The organism is Caulobacter sp. 17J80-11 (assembly GCF_014349105.1).
Lineage (GTDB): Bacteria > Pseudomonadota > Alphaproteobacteria > Caulobacterales > Caulobacteraceae > 17J80-11.
Genome location: NZ_JACSJI010000020.1, coordinates 1 through 24194 on the forward strand (window position 1 = coordinate 1; position 24194 = coordinate 24194).

Here is a 24194-nt window from a genome sequence, read left to right on the forward strand (position 1 = left end):
GTGCACACCGAGGGCGACGACTCCACGGGCGTGTTCGCCCAGTCGGTCGGCGGCGGCGGCGGCTTCGGCGGCGGCGCGGGCGGCCTGGCCGGGGTCGGCGGCGGCGGCTCGGCAGGCGGGAACGGCGGCCAGGTGACGGTCGCCAACAGCGGCTCGATCACCACCGACGGCAAGCGCGCGCACGGCGCCATGGCCCAGTCGGTCGGCGGCGGCGGCGGCTCGGGCGGGGGCGCCGGCGGCGTGGTCGGCATCGGCGGCTCCAGCGACGAGGGCGGCGACGGCGGCGACGTGTTCATGACCAACACGGCGACCGGCGAGATCACCACCACCGACGACTATTCCTACGGGGTCATGGCCCAGTCGGTGGGCGGCGGCGGCGGCTCCGGCGGCTTCGCGGGCGGCCTGGTGGCGGTCGGCGGCACCGGCTCCGGCGGCGGCGCGGCCGGCGACGTGACGGTCACCAACAGCGGCTCCGTCGACACCCAGGGCCTGGGCTCGATCGGGGTGTTCGCCCAGTCCGTTGGCGGCGGCGGCGGCAACGGCGGCGGCACGGGCGGCATGGCCGCGATCGGCGGCAAGGGCGCCGGCGGCGGGGCCGGCGGCGTCGTCAAGGTCACCAACAACGGCTCGATCTCCACCGACAAGGACGACGCGGCGGGCATCTTCGCCCAGTCGGTCGGCGGCGGCGGCGGCAACGGCGGCTTCGCGGCCGCGGGCGGCCTGTTCGCCAGCGTGGCGGTCGGCGGCGACGCCGGCCGCGGCGGCGACGGCGGCGAGGTCACGGTTCTCGGGACCGGCGGCATCGAGACGCTGGGCGACCGCAGCTACGGCGTCTTCGCCCAATCGGTCGGCGGCGGCGGCGGCCAGGGCGGCTTCGGCGTGTCCGGCTCGGTCGGGGCGTGGGGCTCGGTCGCGGTCGGCGTCGGCGGCAAGGGCGGGGCCGGCGGCCTCGGCGGCCACGTGACGGTCGACACCCGTCCGGGCGGCGGCGGCGAGATCACCACCGACGGCGACAACGCCCACGGCATCTTCGCCCAGTCGGTCGGCGGCGGCGGCGGCGCGGGCGGCTATTCGGTCGCCGCGGCGGTCAGCGGCGGCATCGGCGCCTCGGTCTCGGCCTCGGTCGGGGTGGGCGGCGACGGCGGCGCGGCCGGGAACGGCGGCGTGGTCGACGTCTACAACGCCTCGAACGTGACCACCGGCGGCGTGAACGCCCACGGCATCCTGGCCCAGTCGGTCGGCGGCGGCGGCGGCGACGGCGGCTGGAGCGTCTCGGTGGCGGCTTCCGGCTCCGACGGCGTGGCGGTTTCGGCCGCGGCGGCGGTCGGCGGCAAGGGCGGCGCGGCCGGCGACGGCAAGAAGGTCACCCTCTACAACACCGGCGAGATCAACACCGCCGAGGACGGCTCGATCGGCGTGATCGCCCAGTCGATCGGCGGCGGCGGCGGCAACGGCGGCTTCGCGGCGTCGGGCGCCCTGGCCTTCTCCGGCAGCGTCAGCGTGGCCCCCAGCCTGTCGCTGGGCGGCGCCGGCGGGGCCGGCGGCAAGGGCGGTGAGATCGACCTCGACAGCCTGAACGACGTCACCACCTGGGGCGACTACGCCCACGGCGTGGTCGGCCAGTCGATCGGCGGCGGCGGCGGCAACGGCGGCTGGAGCGGCTCGTTCAACGTGGCCGGGTCCGGCTCCAACGCCGTGGCCCTGGGCGCGGCGGTCGGCGGCGCGGGCGGCCCCGGCAGCATCGGCTCGCTGGTCGACGTGACCACCGACGGGACCATCCTCACCCACGGCGCGGGCGCCATGGGCGTGTTCGCCCAGTCGGTGGGCGGCGGCGGCGGCAACGGCGGCTTCGCGGTCGCCGGCAACGTCAGCGGCAGCGGGGGCAACGCCGTGGCGCTCGGCGTCGCGGTCGGCGGCACGGGCGGCTCCGGCGGGATCGGCGGGATCGTCAACGTCACCAACCACGCCGACGTCGGCACCCTGGGCGAGGGCGGCCACGCCGTGTTCGCCCAGTCGGTCGGCGGCGGCGGCGGCAACGGCGGCTGGTCGGGCGCCATCACCGTGGCCGGCTCCTCCGGCGCCTCGCCGGTGGCCAGCGCCTCGATCGGCGGCAACGGCGGCTCCGGCGCCAATTCGTCCAAGGTCACCGTGATCAGCGACGGCACGCTGATCACCGAGGGCGACGACGCCCACGGCCTGTTCGCCCAGTCGGTCGGCGGCGGCGGCGGCAACGGAGGCTTCGCGCTGAACGGCTCGCTGGCGGTCAGCAGCAGCACCTCGGTCAGCCTGGGCCTGGCGCTCGGCGGCTCGGGCGCGGGCGGCGGGATCGGCGGCGAGGTCGAGGTCGACAGCGACTCCGTCATCGCCACCCACGGCGACTACGCCCACGCCATGATCGCCCAGTCGATCGGCGGCGGGGGCGGCAACGGCGGCTGGTCGGGCAACATCACCGGCGCGCTCTCCTCCACCACCTCGGTGTCGCTGGGCGCCTCGATCGGCGGCAGCGCCGGCGACGGCGGCCTCTCCAGCCTGGTCAAGGTGACCAGCGACGGCCAGCTGACCACCGACGGAAACGGCTCCATCGGCCTCTTGGCCCAATCCATCGGCGGCGGCGGCGGCAACGGCGGCTTCGCCCTGCAGGGCGGCGTCGCGGCGGGCGGCACCAACTCGGTGACCGGCGGCGTGTCGGTCGGCGGCGCCGGCGGCGGCGGCGGCAAGGGCGGCCAGGTCGAGGTGCTAAGCACCTCGCGCATCGCCACCCTCGGCGCCGACGCCTCCGCCCTGGTCGCCCAGTCGATCGGCGGCGGCGGCGGCAACGGCGGCTGGTCCGGCGCGATCAGCGCGGCGGCCGGCACAACCAACGCCGCGGCCCTCACCGCGGCGGTCGGCGGCAACGGCGGCAACGGCGGCGACGGCGACCTGGTGCAGGTCGACAGCTCCGGCGTGCTGACCACCGAAGGCGACAACGCCTTCGCCTTCCTGGCCCAGTCCATCGGCGGCGGCGGCGGCAACGGCGGCATGGCCCTGTCGGGCTCGTTCGCCGGCCTCGGCCAGAACTCGCTGGCGGTCGGCGTCAGCGTCGGCGGCTGCTTCTCGCTCTCGGCGGTCTGCGTCGGCGGCGACGGCGGCGAAGTCGAGGCCTTCAGCCGCGGCGGCGTCCACACGCTCGGCGACCTGTCGGCCGGCGTGGTGGCCCAGTCGATCGGCGGCGGCGGCGGCAACGGCGGCTTCGCCGGCACGCTGAACGCGGCGCTCTCGAGCTCCAAGAACGCGGCCGTGGGCCTGGCGCTCGGCGGCAACGGCGGCAACGGCGGCAACGGCGGCGAGGTCAACCTGACCACCCAGGGCGTGGTGGTCACCGAGGGCGACGGCGCGGCGGGCGTCCTGGCCCAGTCCATCGGCGGCGGCGGCGGCAACGGCGGCGGCGCCCTGACCGGCTCGCTGGTCGCCAGCGGCCAGAACCAGGTGTCGGTCAGCGCCGCCCTGGGCGGCTGCCTGGTGCAGGAAGCCGACTACAACGAAAACGGCGGGTCCATTCCGTCCTGCGCCGGCGGCGACGCCGGCGAGGTGACGGTCACCGTCGAGAACTCCGTCGGCACCCTGGGCGAGGGCGCCAGCGCCATCATCGCCCAGTCGATCGGCGGCGGCGGCGGCAACGGCGGCTGGTCGGGCGCCCTGGCCGGCTCGCTCAACCAGCAGCGCACCGTCAACCTGGCGGTCAGCCTCGGCGGCTTCGGCGGCGGCGGCGGCGACGGCGAGGCGGTCACGGTCGTGGCCACCGGCGACGAGATCGTCACCGTCGGCGGCCAGTCGCACGGCGTGCTGGCCCAGTCGATCGGCGGCGGCGGCGGCAACGGCGGCCTCGGCATGAGCGGGGTCATCGGCCAGTCGAACTCGATCAACATCGGCGTGGGCCTGGGCGGCCGCGGCGGCAAGGGCGGAACCGGCGGCGAGGTGAACGTCACCGTCTCCAGCACCGTGACCACCGGCGGCGACGGTTCCATCGGCGTGTTCGCCCAGTCGGTCGGCGGCGGCGGCGGCGCCGCCGGGGCCGGCGGCGCCATGGCGCTGGGCGGCACCCAGAGCAAGAACGTCACCCTCAGCCTCGGCGGCGAAGGCGGCACCGGCGCGACCGGCGGCGACGTGCACGTCACCACCACCGGCGACGTCACCACCTTCGGCGAGGAATCCTACGCGGTGTTCGCCCAGTCGGTGGGCGGCGGCGGCGGCCACGGCGGCATGGCCGGCATCGATAAGGACGGCTTCGACGACTACATGGCCGGCGGCGCGGCCTCGGCCAGCTACGGCGCCAATTCGCACAGCCTGGCGGTCTCGCTGGGCGGCGACGGGGGCACCGGCGGCCACGGCGGCGACGTGTTCGTCACCAACTCCGGCATGCTGCAGACCGCCGGCGTCAGCGCCTCGGTGATCTACGCCCAGTCGGTGGGCGGCGGCGGCGGCGACGCCGGGGTGGCCACCGCGGTGGCCGGCAGCTTCGGGGCCGGCAAGGGCGGCGCCTACGCGGTCGGCGTCGGCGGCAAGGGCGGCGCGGCCGGCGACGGCGGCGACGTGACGGTGACCAACACCGGCCTGCTGCACTCGCTGGAGGACGCCGCGCGCGGCGTGTTCGCCCAGTCGGTCGGCGGCGGCGGCGGCGCGGGCGGCGACGCCCGCGGCTACGCCATGGCCTTCTCGACCAAGGCCGCGGGCAGCAAGGGCCAGAAAGACGTCACCATCTCGATCGGCGGCGACGGCGGCGCGGCCGGCGACGGCGGCGACGTGCTGGTCGACAACGACGGGGCGATCGTCACCGAGGGCGACGGCGCCGCGGGCGTCTACGCCCAGTCGGTCGGCGGCGGCGGCGGGGTCGGCGGCTCGGTCGCCGACGACGGCGACACGGTCGTGGACTTCATCGACAACTTCAACAAGAGCGAGGCCAAGGCGGCCGAGATCGCGGTCGGCGGCAAGGGCGGCGCCTCGGGCGACGGCGGCGACGTCACCGTGCTGAACGGCGGGGTGATCTGGACCAAGGGCCGCGAGTCCTACGGCGTGTTCGCCCAGTCGGTGGGCGGCGGCGGCGGCGACGGCGGTTCCGGCCTGGCCGGCACCGTCTCGATCGGCGGCGAAGGCGCCGGCGGCGGGAACGGCGGCGTGGTGCGGGTCACCAACTCGGGCGCCATCCTGACCGAAGGCGACTTCGCCACCGGCGTGTTCGCCCAGTCGGTCGGCGGCGGCGGCGGGATCGGCGGCTCGGTGGACGGCGAGCGGGACGGCACGGACGCCTACCGCGACGGCATGAGCGCCACCATGTCGACCATCGGCGACCTGCAGGCGGCCAAGGACTTCGCGGAATCCACCCAGGCGCCGGATCTGGGCATCAGCTTCGGCGGCTCCGGCGGCGTCGCCGGCGACGGCGGCGACGTCGTCGTCACCAACACCGGCTCGATCCACACCAAGGGCGACAACGCCTTCGGCGTGTTCGCCCAGTCGGTGGGCGGCGGCGGCGGCGTGGGCGGCCTGGGCTCGATCAGCACCATCGGCCAGGTGTCGTTCTCGGGCGTCGGCGGCAACGCCGGCGACGGCGGCGACGTCACGGTCAACCACTCGGGCGACATCGTCACCGAGGGCTACGGGGCCTACGGCATCTTCGCCCAGTCGGTCGGCGGCGGCGGCGGCGTGGCCGGCGACATGTCGCTGGGCATCGGCAACTGGGGCCTGGACCTCGGCATCAACCCGTTCGCCGGCAACGGCGGCGACGGCGGCGACGTGACCGTCAACACCAGCGGGAACATCCTGGTCCTGGGCGACGGCGCGACGGCCATCTTCGCCCAGTCGATCGGCGGCGGCGGCGGCCTGTACGGCAGCGAGATCGGGCTGGGCTTCATCGGCTCGTTCGGCGGCGACGGCACCGGCGGCAAGGTCACGGTCAACCACATCGGCGACCTGGCCGCGCCCGACAAGAACGGCGTCGGCGCCCTGTTCCAGAGCAAGGCGGTCGACGGCGCCCACGACATCGTCGCCACCCTGAACGGCGACGTCCTGGGCGGCAGCGTCTACGGCAAGGCGGTGTTCATCGACGGCGGCCTGAACAACACCATCGACCTGATGGGGGCGGTCTCGGCCCTGTCGCACCTGGCCATCCTGGGCACGGACGGCAACGACCACATCAACAACTTCGGCTCGACCTACGGCAACATCGACCTCGACACCGGCTCCAACGCCTTCGACAACGAGGTCGACGCCAGCCTGCGCACCCTGCAGTACGTCGACCTGGGCGGCGGCACCCTGACCAACGCCGGCACCCTCGAGCTGGGCGACACCGCCACCGAGGACGGCCCGCGCACGGCCGGCTGGTTCGCCGGCTTCGAAGTCGCCACCACCGCCGCGGCCGCGCCGTCGGGCGCCCCGGCGGCGGCCAGCCCGCTGTCGGTGGTGGGCGCCTACTGGTCGACCCAGACCACCACCCTGACCGGCGACTTCGTCCAGCCGGACAGCGGCCTGTGGATCCTGGACTTCAGCTTCGGCGACGAGGCGGCCGACCTCCTGAACGTCACCGGTTCGGCGGCGATCGACGGCGTGCTGAAGGTCAACCTTCTGTCGCTTGAGGACGACGGCCCGCGCACCTTCGTCGACGCCGGCACGACGGCGGTCGACAACGGCGTGTTCGTGGCCGACACCCTGGCGCTGGACTACTCGGTGGTGGTCTCCGGCAACGACCTGCAGCTGGCGGTCACGCCGCGGTTCGACGATCCGCTGAACCGCCGCAACGCCAAGGCGGTCGGCGACCACATCAACGACGGCCTGCACCAGGGCGGCGCTTCGGACGACCTGGGCCTGCTGTTCGCCTACCTGGGCGCGATGTCCGACATCAACGAGTACCGCGCCGCCTTCGACCACATGTCGTCGGAAGTGCACCTCTCGCCGATGTACGCGGCCTACTTCGCCGGCGAGGACATGGCCGACGCGGTGCTGAGCTGCAAGCTGGCCCACACTGCTGACGCCCCGATCGCCGAAGGCGACTGCCTGTGGGGCCAGGTGGTCACCCGCACGCTGGACCGCAGCCCGACCAGCGAGAACTGGGCCTTCCACGACGACGTGACCCAGTTCTCGGCCGGCTATCAGCGCTCGGTCTCCGAGAACTGGCGCCTGGGCGTGGCGATCGGCGTCGACCGTCACGACCAGAGCCTGGAGCGCGCCCTGGGCGGGGCCGAAGGCGACTTCTACAAGCTGGGCGCGGCGGTGAAGCGTCAGTCGGGGCCGACCCTGGTCGCCGCCTCCATGGCGGTCGGCAAGGGCTCGTTCGAAACCTGGCGCGACGCCAGCACCGCGCTGGTCCCCGGCGCCCGCGCGACGGCGGACGTCGATTTCACCTTCGTCACCGCCGAACTGCGCGCCGCTCGCCTGTTCGAGTTCGGCTCCCTGTACCTGAAGCCCCTGGCCGACGCCTCGGTCACCCAGTTCAGCATGGACGGCTTCAGCGAGCGCGGCGCGGGCGGCCTGAACCTGGTCTCGGACGGCGACAACCGGACGATCTTCACCTTCGCGCCTCAGCTGGAGATGGGCGGCGACTTCGACGCCGGTTCGGTCACCGTGCGTCCGTCGCTGACGGTGGGCCTGGCCTGGCGTCCGGACGCCGAGTTCGGCGTGCCGGCCAGCTTCGAGGGCCTGTCGCCGTCGACCCGGCCGTTCGTGACCACCTCGACGCTCGACGAGACCATGGCGACCGTTCAGGCCAGCATCGACCTGATCGGCGCCGAGCGCTGGAACCTGACCCTCGCCTACGACGGCGAGTACGGCCAGGAACACGACCGCCACGGCGGCCGTCTGAAGGCCGCCATCCGGTTCTGACGCCTTCGGTCGTCGGACACGAAAACGCCCCCGCGCCGACTGGTGCGGGGGCGTTCTTCGTTTCAGGCGACGGTTGACCGCCGACCGGGCTTCCCTAGACTTGAGCCCATGGTCCGGACCGCCTCGCGCCAGCAACAGCAGCAACACCGCTCGACGGCGGTGCTCGCGCGCGTTCGCCTCCGGCCCTGACGTCACGTCGACAAGGGCCAGACGGCCCGAACCCCGCAGCCCCGCCTCCGGCGGGGTTTCTGCTTTACGAGCCTCGCCGGGCGCCTCCCCTTCCAGGAGCCCAAACCATGACGACCCTGATCTCCTCCGACGCCGACATCGACCGCATCGGTCTGGGCGTGATCGACAAGACCCTGCCCAAGGCCGAATGGACCCACGCGGGCCACTTCGCCGCCGCGCTGTGGCTGTGGCGCAGCCGCCCGGCCAGCGCGCTCGGCGACATGCCGGACCTGATCCGCGCCTACAACCTGGCCACCGGCGTGGAGAACACCGACACCGGCGGCTACCACGAGACCATCACGCTGGCGTCCATGCGCGCGGCCCGGGCCGAGCTGTCGCGCCGTCCGGCCGACGCGCCGCTGCACGAGGCTCTGGACGGCCTGCTGGCCTCGGAGTTCGGCCGTTCGGACTGGCCGCTGGCCTACTGGTCGAAGCCGGTCCTGTTCTCGGTCGAGGCGCGCCGGGCCTGGGTCGAACCCGATCTCAGGGCGCTGCCGTTCTGAATACGAAAACGCCCCCGCACGGGGTCCGTGCGGGGGCGGCTTTCGTTCAGGATCAGAAGGCGCGCTTGCCGGCGCCGTTCGACTTCTTGACCGGCTTGCCCTTCGGCTTGGCGACGGCCTTGGGCTTGCGCGGCGCGCCGGCCCAGTCGCCGGCCGGAGCCTGTCCCTTGCGGTGCGCCTTGACCGGGCGTTCCTCGGCGCGATCGAACGGGCTCCACTCGCCGCGCGCCGGCTTGGCCTCGGCCGCCTTGCGCGGCTTGTACGGGCGGTCCTCGCCCGAGCGTTCGTTACGGGGCCCCTCGTCGCGCTTCTTCCAGTCCGGGCGCTCGCCGAACTTGCGCTCGGCCGCAGGACGCTCGCCGTACTCGCGACGCGGGCGCTCGTAGCCGCCGTTCTCGCGGCCCGGCTTGCGCTCGCCGTAGCTGCGCTCGCCGCCCTCGGCGCGGGCGCTGTAGTCCCGCTTGGGACGCGGCGCGGTCTCGTCGCGCGCCGGACGGTCCTCGTACTTGCGCTTGGCGAACGGACGCTCCTCGCCGCCACGCTCGGCGCCGAAATCGCGCTTCGGGCGCGGACGCTCCTCGCCCTCGAACCGCTCCCGCGGCTTGCGCTCGTAGGAACGCTCGCCCTCGGCCCGGTCGGCGCCGAACTCGCGCTTCGGGCGCGGACGCTCGTCGGCTTCGAAGCGGTCGCGCGGCTTGCCGTAGGCCCGCTCGCCCTCGGCGCGCGGAGCGCCGAAGTCGCGCTTCGGGCGGGGGCGCTCTTCGCCCTCCTCGCGCGGCTTGCGCTCGGCGAACTTGCGCTCCGGACGCGGACGGTCCTCGCGCGGGCCGTCGCGGAAGCTGCGCGGCGCGGGCGCGTTGGTCGGCTGGATCTTGGCGCCGCCCTCGGCCGCGCCCTCCACCGCCTGGCCGAAGCGCTCGACCACCGGCGCGGCGATCTCGAACTTGGTCTCGTTGTCGAAGATACGGATCGAGCCGATCTCGCGCTTGGTCACGTGGCCCAGGCGGCAGATCAGCGGGATCAGCCACTTCGGGTCGGCGTTGTTGCGCCGGCCGACGTTCACCCGGAACCAGGACGCGCCTTCCATCTCCGGACGCGGGCCGGTCTCGCGCGGGGCGCGCTCGCCGAACTCGCGCTCGGGCGGCGGGGCGTCGAACAGGTCCTCCGGCGCGGGCAGGCGCGAGCGGTGCAGGCGCAGCAGGGCGACGGCGACCTGCTCGGCCGTGCGGCCCTCCAGCAGGATCTGGCCGGCGGCCAGTTCCTCGTCCGCGACCTCGTCAGTGAAGATCGCGTCCTCCAGCAGGCGCTGCTGGTCGGCCCGGCGGATCTCGTCGGCCTGCGGCGGGCCGCCCCACTCCACCTCGACCTTGGCGCCGGCGACCAGCGTCTCGGCCTTGCGGCGGCGGTTGTAGGGGACGACCAGCACCGAGGTGCCCTTGCGGCCGGCCCGGCCGGTGCGGCCCGAGCGGTGCAGCAGGGTGGCGCTGTTGATCGGCAGCTCGGCGTGGATCACCAGGCCGAGGTCGGGCAGGTCGAGGCCGCGCGCGGCCACGTCGGTGGCCACGCACACCCGGGCCCGCCGGTCGCGCAGCGACTGCAGCGCGCGGGTGCGCTCGTTCTGGGTCAGCTCGCCGGACAGGGCGACGACGCCGAAGCCGCGCTCCTGCAGGTTGGCGTGCAGGCGGCGCACCGACTCGCGGGTGGAGCAGAACACCATGGCGCCCTGCACCTCGTAGGCGCGCAGGATGTTGACGACCGCGTGCTCGACCTCGTTCGGGGCGACCCGGACGGCCTTGTAGGTGATGTCGCCGTGCGGCTCGTTGGCGACGATGGTGTCGATGCGCACGGCGTCGCGCTGGTAGCGCTTGGCCATGGCGGCGATGTCGCGGGCGATGGTGGCCGAGAACAGCAGGGTGCGGCGCTCGGAGGGCGTGGCGTCGAGGATGAACTCCAGGTCCTCGCGGAAGCCGAGGTCGAGCATCTCGTCGGCCTCGTCCAGCACGACCACGCGCAGCGCCGAGGCGTCGAGGTTGCCGCGCTCCAGGTGGTCGCGCAGGCGGCCCGGCGTGCCGACCACGATATGGGCGCCGGCCTCCAGGGCGCGCTGCTCGCGCCGCGAGTCCATGCCGCCGACGCAGGTGACCAGCTTGGCGCCCGCGTGGGCGTACAGCCAGGTCAGCTCGCGGTGCACCTGCAGGGCCAGCTCGCGGGTAGGCGCGACGATCAGGGCCAGCGGCGCCTCCGGCGCGGGCAGCCGCTCGGCCTCGCCCATCAGGGTCGAGGCGAAGGCCAGCGCGTAGGCCACGGTCTTGCCCGAGCCGGTCTGGGCGGAGACCAGCAGGTCGCGCTCGGCGGCGTCGGCTTCCAGCACGGCTTGCTGGACCGGCGTGGCCTGCGTGTAGCCCTGCTCGGCCAAGGCGCGGTCGAGCGCCGGGTTGATCGCGGGAAAGGTCATAGAACTCCAATCCGGCCGGGGGAGCGGCCGTCCGGCGCCATGGCCGGTGCATGAGGCGTCCCCGGGGGCGGCCCCGGGGAGGTGGTGAGAACTCGCTTGAGCGAAGTTGAAGGGCGGTCTGGGGCGCCGCGTCTGGGCGCGCGGCCGGGCTCCTTCGCCGACCACGGGCGCCACCTAGCGCATTTTCCACAGGAACGACAGGGGGCGCCCCGTCGCGGGGGTCTAGCCGGGTTCACCCCAGAAGCCCGGAACCGGCGGCGCGATCCGCCCGTCGCGCACGACCACGCCGCCTTTCCAGTCCTCCGACAGCCACCACGGGCCGTCGAGGTCGACGAAGTCGGACTGGGCGGCCAGGTGCAGGGCCGGCGCGACCGCCAGCGACGGGCAAACCATGCAGCCGGTCATCACCTGGAAGCCCGACGCCCGCGCCGCCCCCAGCATGGCCAGCGCCTCGGTCAGGCCGCCGGCCTTGTCCAGTTTGAGGTTCACAGCCTGGTAGCGGCCGCGAAGGGCGCCCAGGTCGGCCGTCACGTGGGCGCTCTCGTCGGCGCAGATCGGGGCTGAAGGCTGAAAGCCCTCCAACGCCTCGTCCTGGCCCGCCGGCAGGGGCTGCTCCACCAGGGCCACGCCCAGCTCGCCCAGCAGCGGCTGGAGGCGCTCCAGCAGGGCGAAGTCCCAGCTCTCGTTCGGATCGACGATCAGTCGCGCGTCCGGCGCGGCCTGCGCCACCGCGCGGATGCGCGCGGCGGGATCGTCGGCGTCGACCTTCACCTTCAGCAACGGCGAGCGGCCACCGCGCGCGCCGCCGCGGCCATGGCCTGCGGCGCATCCAGGCTGACGGTCACGGCGGTGACCATGGTGGCCGGGAGCGGCCGGCCGATCCGGTCGGCGACGGAAACGCCGCTCAGCCGCGCCTCCAGGTCCCAGAGCGCGCAGTCCACCGCGTTGCGGGCCGCGCCGGCGGACAGCAAGGTCAGAAGCTCGGCACGCGGGGCCCCGTCGGCCACCGCCGCCGAAACCGCCTCGATCTCACCGATCACGCCCTCGACCGTCTCGCCATAGCGGGCGTAGGGGACCGCCTCGCCCCGGCCGGTCGCGCCGGCGCGGCGGATCTCGACCTGCACCGTCTCGGCGGCGGTCTTCACCCCGCGCGAAATGCGGAACGGGGCCTTCAGCGGCCAGAGCCTGCGGCTGACGACGAGGCTGGAGCTCATGGCCCGTTCGTCACCAACCGTGCATCGACAGTCAAGGCCGGCGTCAGGCGGCGCGCGCCCGAACGGCCTGGGGCTGGGCGGCAGCCCGCCGTTCGGCGCGCCGGCTGCGCAGCCAGGCCGCGGTCCACGGGCGGCGCGTCGCTCGAGCGTAGAGCAGGAAGGCCAGACCCCAGGTCGCCGCCTGACCGGCGGGCGGCAGCCCCGCGCGTTCGGCCAGGAGAGATAGCCCGGCCATGCCGGCCCCGGCGACGATCAGAAGCCAGCACACGGTGCGCGCCGACCACCGCCGCATCAGGATGTGGTGGACGTGGTCACGCCCGGGCGAAAACGGCGCGCCGTCGCGGGCGTTCCGGCGCAGGTAGAGCAGCACCGTGTCGGCGACAGGGACGAAGAAGAACCAGAGCGCGACGGAGGGACTGAACATCCGATCCGGCGAGCCGCTCAGGCCGACGGCGAAATAGGCCAGCACGAAGCCAAGGACGAGGGAGCCCGCGTCGCCCAGGAACGCCGACGCCTGGCTGCTCGATCGGACCGGAAAATTGACCGCCAGAAAGGCGGCCAGCGCGCCGACGAAGGCGAACAGCAGCGCGCTTTCACCCGCCAGACCGCCGGCCGCGGCGGCGAGCGCCATGAACAGCAGACCGACAAGGGACAGGCCCCCGGCCAGACCGTCCACTCCGTCGAGCATGTTCAAGCCGTTTACGACGGTCAGCATGACCATAATGGTGAAGGGTCGCGCGAAAGCGCCGAGGCCGACGCCCGCGGCCTCGGTGACGACCACCTGGTCGAGCCCCACCGCGCACATGCTGCAGGCGAGCTGGAATCCCAGCTTGTAGCGCGCCTTGATCGGGCGGCGATCGTCCAACGCCCCGACCAGGGCCAGCACGGCCACGCCCAGGAGCAGGCCCGAACGGTCGGCGATCGCGCTGAGCGCCGCCGCCGTGCGCGAGTCCGCAGCCGCCGCGAGGGCCAGCGCGGCGAACACGGCGAGGACGACGGCCAGACCGCCGACAAGCGGCGTCGCGCGGCCATGCCGCTTGCGCCCGCGGGGATGGTCGACAAGTCCGAGCGCCGGCGCGACCCGCCCCAGACGCCACAAGGCGACGGCGCAGGACGCTGCCGCGATCAGGACAACCAGCGCATAGGCCGTCCACATGGATTTCGCTCGCGTCCAGTCCCGCCGACCGACGTGCGATGATCGAGCGAGGCTATTGGAAATTGCCGCGGCTCACAAGATTCGCATAACCATGGCGTACGAAGAGCGAGAGGCGCGATCCCGGGGGGGACCTCATGCGGCCGGATGCACTAGGCGAGGCCGGCCGTGGGCGCCGATCCGGCCTACCTCCACGCCTTCCGTCGTCCGGTCATGCGAGCCTTCGTCGAGCACGGCTGGCGGGTCACGGCGATCGCGCCGGCTCAGACCGGCTTCGACCTCGCCGTCTTCCACGACGACGGCGTGCGCTTCGTCCGTTGGGGCATCGCCAAGGCGGCGCTGAACCCGCTCCGGGAATTGCACGCCTTCGCAAGCCTGGTCGGAATCCTGCGCGCCGAACGCCCGGACGTGCTGTTCGCCCATACCATCAAGCCGGTGATCTACGGCATGCTGGCCGGCGCCCTGGCCGGCGTGCCGCGACGCACGGCCATGATCCCGGGCCTCGGCTACGCCTTCCTGCCAGGCCGCGGGCTAAAGCGCGCCGTGGTCGGCTTCGCCGCGCGCGCCGGCTACCGGCAGGCCCTGGCGCGCGCCCACCTGGCGATCTTCCAGAACCGCGACGACGTGGCGACCTTCCGCGGCCTGCGCCTGCTCGGGCCCAGGACCGAGGTCGGCCTGGTCGACGGCTCGGGCGTGGACCTGAAGCGCTTCACGCAGGCCGCCTTCCCGGACGGACCGCCGACCTTCCTGATGGTGGCCCGCCTGCTGCGCGACAAAGGCGTATACGAGTTCGTCGAAGCGGCCCGGCTGGCGAAGCAGCGCCTCCCCGACGCCCGCTTCGTGCTGGTCGGCGCCGCCGACAGCAATCCCGCCGCCGTGCCCCAGGCCCAGGTCGACGCCTGGGTCGCGGAGGGCCTGATCGAGACCCGCGGCCATCTGGCCGATCCGCGCGAGGCCTTCGCGGCCGCGCACGTCTTCGTGCTGCCGTCCTATCGGGAAGGCACGCCGCGCACCAATCTGGAGGCGATGGCCACCGGCCGCGCCGTCCTCACCACCGACGTGCCCGGCTGCCGCGAGACGGTGACCCACGGGCTGAACGGCCTGCTGGTGCCGGCGCGCGATCCGCAGGCCCTCGCGGACGCGATGGTCGAGCTGGGCGCCGACCTTGAGCGGGCCGAGGCGCTGGGCCGGGCCGGGCGCAAGCTGTGCGAAGACCGCTACGACGTGCGCACGGTCAGCCGCGCGACCGTGCGGCTGCTGGAGGGCGCCGAAGAGGCCCCGGAGCTCAGGCGCAGCGCATGAGCACGCCGGTCCGCGTGGTCCACCTGATCCCGACCCTGGAGCGCGCCGGCGCCGAGCACGCGCTCGCGCGCGTGGTCGCGCACGCCGATGCCGCCCAGGTCCGCCACACGGTCGTGTCGCTGACCGAGCGCGGGCCGCTGGCCGAAACGATCGAGGCCGCCGGCGTCGAGGTGATCGCGCTGGGCGCCCGCAGCCCGGCCTCGACCCTGCTGCGGCTGCCACGCCTCCTGGCCGTGATCCGCGCGGCGCGGCCCGACGTGGTGCAGGGCTGGATGGTGCACGCCAACCTGCTGGCCTGGCTGGCGCGCGCCCTCGCCGCGCCGTCGGCCAGGCTGGCCTGGAACCTGCGCGGGCCGGGCAAAGGGCTGGTCCACGAGAGCGCCCCCACCCGGGCGCTGACCCGCGCGGCGGCCGTCGTGTCGCGCGACGTCGACCTGATGATCGCCAATTCGACGGCGGCCATGACCGACCACGTCGAGCTGGGCTACGCGCCGCGCGAACGGGCCCTGGCCCCGAACGGCTTCGACCTGGAACACTTCCGTCCCGATCCGGCCGAGCGGGCGCGCATGCGCGAAGCGCTTGGCTTGCCGGCTGACGCCGTCGCCTTCGGCCTGGTCGGCCGCTTCCATCCGGTGAAGGGCCACGCCCTGTTCGTCGAGGCTGCGGCCGAGGTCGCCAGGCTCCGGCCGCGCGCCGTCTTCGTGCTGGCCGGTGCCGGCACCGCCGACGCCCCGGAATTGGACGCCCTGCTCGCCTTCCACGGCGTAGCGGGCCGCTTCATTCGTCTCGGCGCCCGCACGGATGTCGCGGCGATCCTGCGGGCGCTGGACGTCGCCTGCGCGCCGTCCGTCTACGAGAGTTTCCCGAACGCCGTCGGCGAGGCGATGGCGTGCGCCGTCCCGTGCGTGGCGACCCACATCTCCGACGTCCGGGCGATCCTGGCCGACGGCGGGCTGGTGGTCCCGGCCGGCGACGCGGCCGCCCTGGCCCGGGCCATGGTCCTGCTGGCGGACGACGCCGAGGCGCGCGAACGCATGGGCCGGGCCGGCCGGCGGCGGGCCGAAGACCATTACTCGATCGCCTCGTCCGCCCGGCGCTACGACCAGCTTTACGCGGCCCTGCACACGTCCCGATCCGAAATCAGGCGGGGAGCACCCGCCTGATGTGCGGCATCGCCGGCTTCGTCGATCTCAGGATCGAGCGCGACAGCGCCGCGCTGGAAGCGATCGGCCGCGCGATGGGCGAGCGTATCGCCCATCGCGGTCCCGACGACGCCGACGTCTGGAGCGACCCGCAGGCCGGCGTCTGCCTGTCTCACCGGCGCCTCTCGATCCTCGACCTGTCGCCGGCCGGCCGCCAGCCGATGCGCTCCGCCGACGGCCGCTACGTCCTGGTCTTCAACGGCGAAATCTACAACCACCCCGACCTGCGCCGCACGGTCGAAGAGCGCGCCGGCGCGGTGGCCTGGCGGGGACGTTCGGACACCGAGGTCCTGCTGGAGGCGATCGCCCGGCTCGGCGTCGACGACGCCCTGGCCGGCGCCTACGGCATGTTCGCCTTCGCGCTCTGGGACCGGAAGGCGCGCTCGCTCAGCCTGGCCCGCGACCGGGCCGGCGAGAAGCCGCTCTATTACGGCCGTTCGGGGTCGAGCTTCCTGTTCGCCTCCGAACTGAAGGCCTTCGAGGCCCATCCGGCCTGGGCGCCGGCGCTCGACCGCACGGCGGTGGGCGGCTACCTGCGCTTCGGCCACGTGCCGACCCCGCACTCGATCTATCAGGGCGTGCGCAAGCTCGAACCGGGCCGCGTGCTGACCGCCTCGCTGGACGAGCTGGCCGGCGAGCCCGCCAGCCGGCCCTACTGGCGCTTCCCGCGGCCCGAACCGCGCCGCCGCCCCGACGCGCAGATCCTGGACGAACTGGACGTCGTGCTGCGCCGGGCCGTGCGCCGGCAGATGGACGCCGACGTGCCGCTTGGCTGCTTCCTGTCCGGCGGGATCGACTCCTCCCTGGTCACCGCGCTCGCCCAGGCCCAGTCGGATCGGCCGGTGCGGACCTTCTCGATCGGCTTCGACGACCCGACGCAAAATGAAGCGCCGTTCGCCGCCGCCGTCGCGAAACATCTCAAGACCGACCACACCGAGCTCTACGTGGACGCCCGCATGGCGGTCGACGTGGCGCCGACGCTCAGCACGATCTACGACGAGCCGTTCGCGGACTCCTCCCAGATTCCGACCCTGCTGCTGTCGCGGCTGACCCGCAGGCACGTCACCGTCGCCCTGTCCGGCGACGCCGGCGACGAGCTGTTCGGCGGCTATGACCGCTACGACCTGGTGGACCGCACCAAGTGGGTGTTCCTCTACGCCCCGCTGCTGGCCCGCCGCGCCGGCGCCCGCACCCTGGAAACCCTGCCCGCGGCGCTGCTGCAAGCCGCCGTCGAGCGGGTCAGCCCCGGCGTGGCCGCCCGGCTTTCGCCGGCCCGCTTCGAGCGCATCGCGGCCTTCCTGCGGCGCCCGTCGGAGTACGACGCCTACAAGGAGGTGATGTCCCAGTTCACCGACGTCCGGCAGATCGCGCCCGGCTGCTTCGATCCGCCGACCGTCCTGGACGAGGCGGAACACCAGCGCCAGATCGCCGGCGCGCCCGCCTGGGCCGCCTTCACCGACGCCCTGAGCTACCTGCCCGACGACATCCTGGTGAAGGTGGATCGGGCCAGCATGGCGGCCGGCCTGGAGACCCGGGCGCCGATGCTGGATCCCGAGGTGATCGACTTCGCCGCCGGCGTCGACTGGCGCGTGAAGACGGCCGACGGCCTGGGGAAGTGGCCGCTGCGCAAGCTGCTTGACCGCTATGCGCCGGCCGCCCTGTTCGACCGGCCCAAGAAGGGGTTCAGCGTTCCGCTCGCCGACTGGCTGCGCGGCGACCTGCGGGGCTGGGCCGAGAGCCTGCTCGCCCCGGGCACGGGACTCCTGGGCGATCTGCTCGAACCGCAGGTCGTCGCGCGCCTGTGGCGCGAACACCTGGCCGGCGAGCGCGACCATAAATCCCAGCTTTGGACCGTGCTGATGCTTCAGCAGTGGGCCGTCGAACACGGCGTGCGGGCCTGATGATCAAGGCGCTGGCCGCGAAGCTGGACGCGCGTCCCGAGCACAAGCGCATCGTCACAGGCATGCTGGCGGTAGCCGGCCTGGCGGGGATCGCCCGCGTCGTCGGCGCGGCCAAGGAGATCGTGGTCGCCGCTCGCTACGGCACGGGCCCGGAGGCCGACGCCTACGTGTTCCTGTTCAACCTGCTGTCCTGGCCGGCGGGGGTTTGGGCCAGCGTGGCGACGGCGGTGCTCGTCCCCCTGCTGATCAAGACCGATCTCGCGACGCCGCAGTCGGGGGCCGTCCTGCGCCGCGAAATCTGGGGCCTGACCCTCGGCGCCGGCGCGCTCGGCGCGCTGGCGGCGGCGGCCTTCGTGCTCGCCTGCCAGGCCGGCTGGATCCACGCCCCGGCCGTTCCCACCGCGCTGTTCGCCCAGACGCTCCCGCTCGTCCTCATCCTGCCGCTGCTGATGGCCTTCGGCGTGCTGGCCGCCTTTCTGATGGCCGACGGCCGATACGCCAACACCCTGATCGAGGCCGCGCCCGCCGCGGTCATCATCGCGGCCCTGCTCACCATGCGCTCGGGCGACCTGTGGCCGCTGGTGTGGGCCACGGTGGCGGGCCTGGGCCTGCAGGTCGCCCTGGCCCTGCTGCTGCAGAAGCCCGAGCGGCGCGTGCTGGCCCCGGCCTTCGGGTTCAGCGCCCCCCAGTGGCGCGTGCTGGCCGCGAGCGTCGGGATCGTCGCCGCCGGACAGGCGATCACCACCGCGACCTCCGTGCTCGACCAGTTCGCCGCCGCGGGGTTGGGGCCGGGGGGCAACGCCGCGCTCGGCTACGCCGGCCGGCTGATCGGCCTCGCCACCTCGCTGGGCGCCCTCGCTGTCGCCCGCGCCGCCCTTCCCGTCTTCTCGAAACTGGGCCTGGAAGATCCGGCCCGCCAGCGGCGGGTGGCCCAGGACATGAGCGCGCTGCTGGCGTTGCTCGGCGTCGCCGCGGCGGTGATCGGCTGGCTGCTCGCGCCGCTCGGGGTCGAGTTGCTGTTCCAGCGCGGCGCCTTCACCGCCGACGACGCCCGTACGGTCACCGAGGTGTTCCGCCTGAGCCTGCTGCAACTGCCGTTCTTCTTCAGCGGCATGGTCCTGGTCCAGAAGCTGGCCAGCAACGGCGACTACGGCGCCTTCCTGAAAATCGGCCTGGTCAACTTCACCGCCAAGCTCGTCGCCCTGGCCGTCCTCGTTCCGCTGATGGGGCTGGGCGGCGTGGCCCTGTCCACCGCGGTGATGTACGCCGTCGGCCGCGTGGCGATCGGGCGGCTGGCCGCGACCTCTGTCCCGGCCCGGGTGGTCTGACGTGGCCCGCCCGACACGCATCCTCATCGCGGTTTCGGCGCTCGGCGGAGGTGGGGCCGAACGCTCGGCCGCCGCCCTCGCCAACACCTGGGCCGGGCAGGGGCGGGAGGTCCGCGTGGTCACCCTGTGGCCCGCGCTGGACCACGATTATCCGCTCGCGGAGGGCGTCTCCCGCGTGGCGCTCGACCTGGCCCATATCGGCGGAAAACCGATCCAGAGCCTGGTCGGAAACTTCCGCGCCCTGGCCGCCTGGCGTCGCGAGATCAAGCGGTTCCACCCCGACGTCGTGCTGGGCATGATCACTGAGACCAACGTCATGGTCGCCCTCGCCTCCGTTGGCCTGGGATGCCGGGTGGTCGGCAGCGAGCGGTCCTCGCCTGCGAACTCGCGGCTGTCGCGGACTTGGGGCGTGCTGCGACGCTGGACCTACGGACTGCTCGACGGCGCCGTCGCCCAAACCGAGGGCGCCGCCGACTGGCTGCGCGCCAACACCTTCGCACGCGGGGTCCGCGTGATTCCGAACGCGATCACCCTGCCCGTGCCGGACAGTTCGCCCCGGCTCGATCCGGCCGCCGTCCACCCGGCCGGCCCGATCCTGCTGGGCGTCGGCCGTCTGGCCACGGTGAAGCGCTTCGAGCTGCTGATCGACGCCTTCGCCCGCGTCGCGGCGGCCCATCCGGATTGGACGCTGGTCCTGCTGGGCGAAGGGCCCGAGCGCGATCGCCTCGAAGGCCTGGCAGCCGATCACGGCCTGCAGGAGCGGGTCCTGCTGCCCGGCCGGGCGGGCAACATGAGCGCCTGGTACGAGCGCGCTTCGCTGCTGGCCCTCACCTCCTGGCACGAAGGCTTCCCCAACGTGCTGCTCGAAGCCATGGCGCACGGCGTTCCCGTGGTCTCGGTCGACTGCCCCGACGGCCCCCGCGCCATCGTCCGCGACGAGGTCGACGGCGTGCTGGTGGATCCGCCCGGGGCGGACGAGCTCGGCCGCGCGCTCGACGGCCTGATGGGCGACGACGCCCGGCGCGGCCGGATGAGCGACGCGGCCCGGGAGGTGCTGGACCGGTTCTCGGAGCCGGCGGTCATGCGTCAATGGAACGAGGCGCTGGGGCTGGGAGAAGCCCCGTGACCGCGCCGCGCCCGCGCCTGCTGTTCGCCATTCCGACCCTGCGTCCCGGCGGCGCCGAGCGCGCCTTCTCGACCCTGATCGCCCACCTCGACACCGACCGGTTCGACGTGCGGCTGGCCGTGTTCGACGCGACCGGCGCGGGCTTCCTGCAGGACGTGCCGGCGGCGGTGGACGTCGTCGACCTGCGCGCGCCGCGAATCCGCCAGGGCGTCGCGCCCTTCGTGCGCCTGGTCCGCGGCCTGCGCCCCGACGCCGTGGTCTCCACCCTCGAGCACCTGAACCAGGCGCTGTGCGTCAGCCGCCCCGCCTGGCCGCGCTCGGCGAAGCACGTCGTGCGCCTGGCCAACGTCATGCAACTCGCCTCGCCCGCCTCGCGGGCGGCGGTGCGCGCGCTCTATCCCTTCGCCGACGGGCTGATCTTCCAGTCGCAGGCGATGCGCGCGGCCTACGAGGCGCGCCTGGGCCTGCGGCACGCCCGGGCGGCGGTGATCGAGAACCCGCTGGCCGTCGAGCTGATCCGGGCGCGCGCGGCCGACGCCGCCGTCGTCCCCGGCTATCGGTCCGACGGGATCAACCTGCTGGCTATCGGCCGCTACGAACCGGTGAAGGGCTTCGATCTGCTGGCCGAGGCGCTGGCCCGCACGCCGCCTTCGGTCACCCTGACCGTCCTGGGAGACGGCCCGGACCGGGCGCAGTTCGAGGCGCAGATCGCGCGGCTCGGGATCGCCCACCGCGTGCGCCTGGCCGGCTATCACGCCAATCCGTACCCGTTCATCGCCCGGGCCGACGCCCTGGTGCTGTCGTCGCGGTCCGAAGGCTTTCCCAACGTCGTGCTCGAGGCCCTGGCGCTCGGCACGCCGGTGGTCGCCACGCCCGTGGCGGGGCTGGAGACATTCCTGCGGGACACCCCCCGGTGCCAAGTCGCGCGTGACATCAGCGCGGATGCTTTGGCCGAAGCGCTCGACCAGTTCGTGGCGGCGCCGCGCGGACGCACGCCTCCCGACGTCGTCGCGCCGTTCGAGGCCTCCGCCGTCGCGCGGCGGTGGGAGGCCTACCTGCTGGACGTGATCGCGGCCTGAGCGCGGGCAACCCCGCTCCGCCCGACGCGTTGGCGGAGGATGACCGATCCCGACCCGCCCAAGCCGCCGCCGGTCGAAGAGCCCGACCGCCAGCCGGCCGAGACGCCGCCCACCGGCCCCGGCCAGACGCCCGACCCGCCGCCGGTCGACGACCCGCATCCGCCCGGTCCGGCCCAGGATCCCGTCAACGATCCCTTCCAGATGTAGCGCCCGCCCCGCTGACTGCGACCGCTAGCCGCAGCCTTGCAATTCCGGTATGACAGCGCTGTCATCGGGGGCGTTCATGTACATCCAGCCAGCTTCCAGCCGGGTCGGTACGGCGGCCGCGCGCGACCAGCACCTGGTGCTGTTCGGGGCCGGCGGCGACCTGGCCACGCGCATGCTGTGGCCGTCGCTGTTCTTCCTGGACCTGGACGGCCTGCTGCCGGCCGGCCTGAAGCTGACCGGCGTGTCGCGCGAGGAGCTGGGGACCGAGGCTTTCCGCAACCGCCTACGCGCCGAGCTGGTCGCCCACCCGCGCACCCAGGCCGGCATCGGGGCCGAGGCCGCCTGGACCCGCTTCGCCGAGCGGCTGGACTATCGGCGCCTGGACATCACCCACGCCTCCGACATGGCTCGGCTGAACGAGACGGTGGCGCCGGGCGCGGACCTGTTGTTCTACATGGCCACCTCGCCCTCGCTGTTCGGGCCGGCTTGCCAGGCGCTGCAGGGCGCGGGCCTGGCGGGCGAGCGCTCGCGCGTGGTGCTGGAGAAGCCGATCGGCCGGGACCTGGCCAGCTGCCGGGCGGTGCACGAGGCCGTGGGCGCGGTGTTCGCCGAGCACCAGGTTCTGCGCATCGACCACTACCTGGGCAAGGAGACGGTCCAGAACCTGATCGCGCTGCGCTTCGCCAACCGCATGTTCGAGCCGCTGTGGAACAACCTCAGCATCGACCACGTGCAGATCACCATCGCCGAGACCCAGGGCGTGGGCGAGCGCTGGCCCTACTACGACGAGTACGGGGCGCTTCGGGACATGCTGCAGAACCACCTGCTGCAGCTGCTCTGCCTGGTGGCCATGGAGCCGCCGTCCGACCTCGATCCCGAGGCCGTGCGGGCCGAGAAGGTGAAGGTGCTGAAGAGCCTGCGGCCCATCGGCCGGGCCCAGGTCGCCGAGGACACCGTGCGCGGCCAGTACGCCTTCGGCGTGGTCGAGGGCCGTGCGGCCCCCGCCTATGTCGATGAGCGCGGCGCGGCCAGCGACACCGAGACCTACGTCGCCGTGCGCTGCGAGATCGACAACTGGCGCTGGGCCGGCGTGCCGTTCTTCCTGCGCACCGGCAAGCGGCTGGGCGAGCGGCGCACCGAGATCGTCATCCAGTTCAAGAGCGTGCCGCACTCCATCTTCGCCGGCGAAGGCCGCGGCGACCTGGGCCCGAACCGCCTGGTCATCCGCCTGCAGCCGGAGGAGGACATCAGCCTGCACCTCATGCACAAGACGCCCGGCCTGACGCGCGACGGCATGCGCCTGGCCTCCGTGCCGCTCAGCCTGTCGAAGGGCGCCGGGGCCATCGACCGGCGCATCGCCTACGAGCGCCTTCTGCTCGACGCGCTGGACGGCAACTCGACCCTGTTCGTCGGCCGCGCCGAGGTGGAGCGCGCCTGGGAATGGGTGGACGGCGTGGCCCAGGGCTGGCGCGAGGGCCGGGTGCCGGTGCGCCCCTATGCAGCCGGCTCGTGGGGGCCGGCGGGCGCGCACGCCCTGACCGAACGCAGCGGCCGCCACTGGCACGAGTGATTTGGCACGAGTGATCAACGATTGACGCCGCGCTCCACGAAGGGCGCGGCGCACGGGAGGGAGCGATGGGATTTCTGTTCGGCGGCCGCGCCAAGGGCGCAGGCCTCGCCTTGGTCGGCGACATCGGCGGCACCAACGCCCGCTTCGGCCTGGTCGACCTGTCGGCCGCGCGGCCCGAGGTGACTGACGCCACGGGCTATCAATGCCGCGACTTTCCCACGGCATCCGACGCCGTACGCGCCTACCTGCGCGAGCACGGGGTGAAGCGCGTGCCGGCCGCCGCCGCCATCGCCGTGGCCGGCCCGGTCGAGAACGGGGCCATCCGCTTCACCAACAACGACTGGTCGCTGTCGGAAGCCGGCCTGCGCGAGATGGGCTTCGGCGCCGCGCGGCTGCTCAACGACTACGCCGCCCTCGCCCTGGCCGCCCCCCTGCTCCAGGGCGAGGACGTGCGCCGCATCGGCGCGCCCGACGCCGAGCCCGGAAACCGCACCATCGCCGTGCTGGGCCCCGGGACCGGGTTCGGCGTGTCGGCCGTGGCCCGCGACGACCGCGGCGAGGCGATCCTGGCCACCGAGGGCGGCCATGTCGCCTTCGCGCCGGCCGACGAGGTCGAGATGGAGGTGCTGCGCCGGCTGTCGGCCAAGTATGGCCGGGTGTCGGTCGAGCGCATCCTGTCTGGCCCCGGCATCGTCGACCTGCACCACGCCCTGCTGGCCATGGACGGGCGGGAGTCGGTGCTGACCGACCCGGCCGAGATCACCCGGCGGGCGCTCTCCGGCGACCCGGAATGCCGGCGCACCATCGAGCGGTTCTGCGCCATACTGGGGAGCGTGGCCGGCGACTTCGCCCTGGCCTACGGCGCGCGCGGCGGGGTCTATGTCGCCGGCGGCATTCCGCCGATCGTCATCGACGTGCTGGCCCAGAGCGACTTCCGTAAACGGTTCGAGGACAAGGGCCGCTTCGCCGCCTACCTGGCCCAGATTCCGACCCGGGTGATCCTGCGCCCGCACGCCGCCCTGCTGGGCGCCGCGGGCGCGGCCCGGAGCCTGGTCGGCGCCGGCTGAGCCTTGTGCAG

The 24194-nt window shown here is 73.8% G+C and carries 15 protein-coding genes; 11 read left to right on the forward strand and 4 right to left on the reverse strand.

Features of this window, described 5'->3' with window-relative positions:
• The first annotated feature begins 30 nt into the window (after window positions 1-30).
• Together H8B08_RS16680 and H8B08_RS16685 are read left to right on the forward strand one after the other, a co-directional pair.
• On the forward strand, window positions 31-7848 hold the full coding sequence (locus tag H8B08_RS16680; protein ID WP_222934553.1) for an autotransporter outer membrane beta-barrel domain-containing protein: 7818 nt from the start codon (window positions 31-33) through the stop codon (window positions 7846-7848).
• Between the two features lie 296 nt (window positions 7849-8144).
• Window positions 8145-8579 (forward strand): hypothetical protein, encoded by a 435-nt coding sequence (locus H8B08_RS16685; RefSeq protein WP_187451327.1) that lies wholly within the window; start codon window positions 8145-8147, stop codon window positions 8577-8579.
• Window positions 8580-8631: 52 nt separating this feature from the next.
• Here the strand turns inward: H8B08_RS16685 and H8B08_RS16690 are convergent, their stop codons facing one another.
• The 4 genes from H8B08_RS16690 to H8B08_RS16700 all read right to left on the reverse strand — a co-directional run bounded on the left by H8B08_RS16690 (window position 8632) and on the right by H8B08_RS16700 (window position 13404).
• The gene (locus H8B08_RS16690; protein WP_187451328.1) at window positions 8632-11034 is read right to left on the reverse strand and encodes a DEAD/DEAH box helicase; all 2403 of its coding nucleotides are present in this window, start codon (window positions 11032-11034) and stop codon (window positions 8632-8634) included.
• 222 nt (window positions 11035-11256) lie between these two features.
• A complete protein-coding gene (locus H8B08_RS19650) occupies window positions 11257-11805 on the reverse strand; it encodes an enolase C-terminal domain-like protein (protein WP_370545513.1) in 549 nt (182 codons plus the stop codon).
• A 2-nt stretch (window positions 11806-11807) separates the two neighbouring features.
• Window positions 11808-12248 carry a hypothetical protein gene (locus H8B08_RS19655; RefSeq protein ID WP_370545506.1) on the reverse strand — a complete coding sequence of 147 codons (441 nt, stop codon included), beginning with the start codon at window positions 12246-12248 and terminating at the stop codon, window positions 11808-11810.
• Window positions 12249-12291: 43 nt separating this feature from the next.
• On the reverse strand, window positions 12292-13404 hold the full coding sequence (locus H8B08_RS16700; protein WP_187451329.1) for an MraY family glycosyltransferase: 1113 nt from the start codon (window positions 13402-13404) through the stop codon (window positions 12292-12294).
• Between the two features lie 165 nt (window positions 13405-13569).
• On the opposite strand from H8B08_RS16700, the gene H8B08_RS19660 reads away from it, so the two are divergent.
• The 9 genes from H8B08_RS19660 to glk all read left to right on the forward strand — a co-directional run bounded on the left by H8B08_RS19660 (window position 13570) and on the right by glk (window position 24183).
• Entirely contained in the window at window positions 13570-14703 is a 1134-nt protein-coding gene (locus H8B08_RS19660; protein ID WP_187451330.1) for a glycosyltransferase family 4 protein, read from the forward strand.
• Window positions 14700-15866 carry a glycosyltransferase gene (locus H8B08_RS16710; protein ID WP_187451331.1) on the forward strand — a complete coding sequence of 389 codons (1167 nt, stop codon included), beginning with the start codon at window positions 14700-14702 and terminating at the stop codon, window positions 15864-15866. Before H8B08_RS19660 ends, H8B08_RS16710 begins: the two co-directional genes overlap by 4 nt.
• Window positions 15866-17806 carry an asparagine synthase (glutamine-hydrolyzing) gene (gene asnB, locus H8B08_RS16715; RefSeq protein WP_187451332.1) on the forward strand — a complete coding sequence of 647 codons (1941 nt, stop codon included), beginning with the start codon at window positions 15866-15868 and terminating at the stop codon, window positions 17804-17806. Before H8B08_RS16710 ends, asnB begins: the two co-directional genes overlap by 1 nt.
• The gene (locus tag H8B08_RS16720; RefSeq protein WP_187451333.1) at window positions 17806-19134 is read left to right on the forward strand and encodes a lipid II flippase MurJ; all 1329 of its coding nucleotides are present in this window, start codon (window positions 17806-17808) and stop codon (window positions 19132-19134) included. Before asnB ends, H8B08_RS16720 begins: the two co-directional genes overlap by 1 nt.
• A 1-nt stretch (window position 19135) precedes the next feature.
• On the forward strand, window positions 19136-20260 hold the full coding sequence (locus tag H8B08_RS16725) for a glycosyltransferase family 4 protein (protein WP_187451334.1): 1125 nt from the start codon (window positions 19136-19138) through the stop codon (window positions 20258-20260).
• Window positions 20257-21339 (forward strand): glycosyltransferase, encoded by a 1083-nt coding sequence (locus H8B08_RS16730; protein ID WP_187451335.1) that lies wholly within the window; start codon window positions 20257-20259, stop codon window positions 21337-21339. Before H8B08_RS16725 ends, H8B08_RS16730 begins: the two co-directional genes overlap by 4 nt.
• 39 nt (window positions 21340-21378) lie before the next feature.
• The gene (locus H8B08_RS16735) at window positions 21379-21546 is read left to right on the forward strand and encodes a hypothetical protein (RefSeq protein ID WP_187451336.1); all 168 of its coding nucleotides are present in this window, start codon (window positions 21379-21381) and stop codon (window positions 21544-21546) included.
• A 76-nt stretch (window positions 21547-21622) separates the two neighbouring features.
• Window positions 21623-23116: a glucose-6-phosphate dehydrogenase gene (gene zwf, locus H8B08_RS16740; RefSeq protein WP_187451337.1), complete on the forward strand. Its 1494-nt coding sequence runs from the start codon at window positions 21623-21625 to the stop codon at window positions 23114-23116.
• A 65-nt stretch (window positions 23117-23181) separates the two neighbouring features.
• Window positions 23182-24183 (forward strand): glucokinase, encoded by a 1002-nt coding sequence (glk, locus tag H8B08_RS16745; RefSeq protein ID WP_187451338.1) that lies wholly within the window; start codon window positions 23182-23184, stop codon window positions 24181-24183.
• The last annotated feature ends 11 nt before the right edge of the window (window positions 24184-24194 follow it).

Coding starts and splice junctions, on each gene's coding strand:
- H8B08_RS16685 (WP_187451327.1), top strand. CDS start 8,145: ATGACGACCCTGATCTCCTCCGACGCCGACATCGACCGCATCGGTCTG.
- glk (WP_187451338.1), top strand. CDS start 23,182: ATGGGATTTCTGTTCGGCGGCCGCGCCAAGGGCGCAGGCCTCGCCTTG.
- zwf (WP_187451337.1), top strand. CDS start 21,623: ATGTACATCCAGCCAGCTTCCAGCCGGGTCGGTACGGCGGCCGCGCGC.
- H8B08_RS16735 (WP_187451336.1), top strand. CDS start 21,379: ATGACCGATCCCGACCCGCCCAAGCCGCCGCCGGTCGAAGAGCCCGAC.
- H8B08_RS16690 (WP_187451328.1), bottom strand. CDS start 11,034: ATGACCTTTCCCGCGATCAACCCGGCGCTCGACCGCGCCTTGGCCGAG.
- H8B08_RS16700 (WP_187451329.1), bottom strand. CDS start 13,404: ATGTGGACGGCCTATGCGCTGGTTGTCCTGATCGCGGCAGCGTCCTGC.
- H8B08_RS16720 (WP_187451333.1), top strand. CDS start 17,806: ATGATCAAGGCGCTGGCCGCGAAGCTGGACGCGCGTCCCGAGCACAAG.
- asnB (WP_187451332.1), top strand. CDS start 15,866: ATGTGCGGCATCGCCGGCTTCGTCGATCTCAGGATCGAGCGCGACAGC.
- H8B08_RS19655 (WP_370545506.1), bottom strand. CDS start 12,248: ATGAGCTCCAGCCTCGTCGTCAGCCGCAGGCTCTGGCCGCTGAAGGCC.
- H8B08_RS16710 (WP_187451331.1), top strand. CDS start 14,700: ATGAGCACGCCGGTCCGCGTGGTCCACCTGATCCCGACCCTGGAGCGC.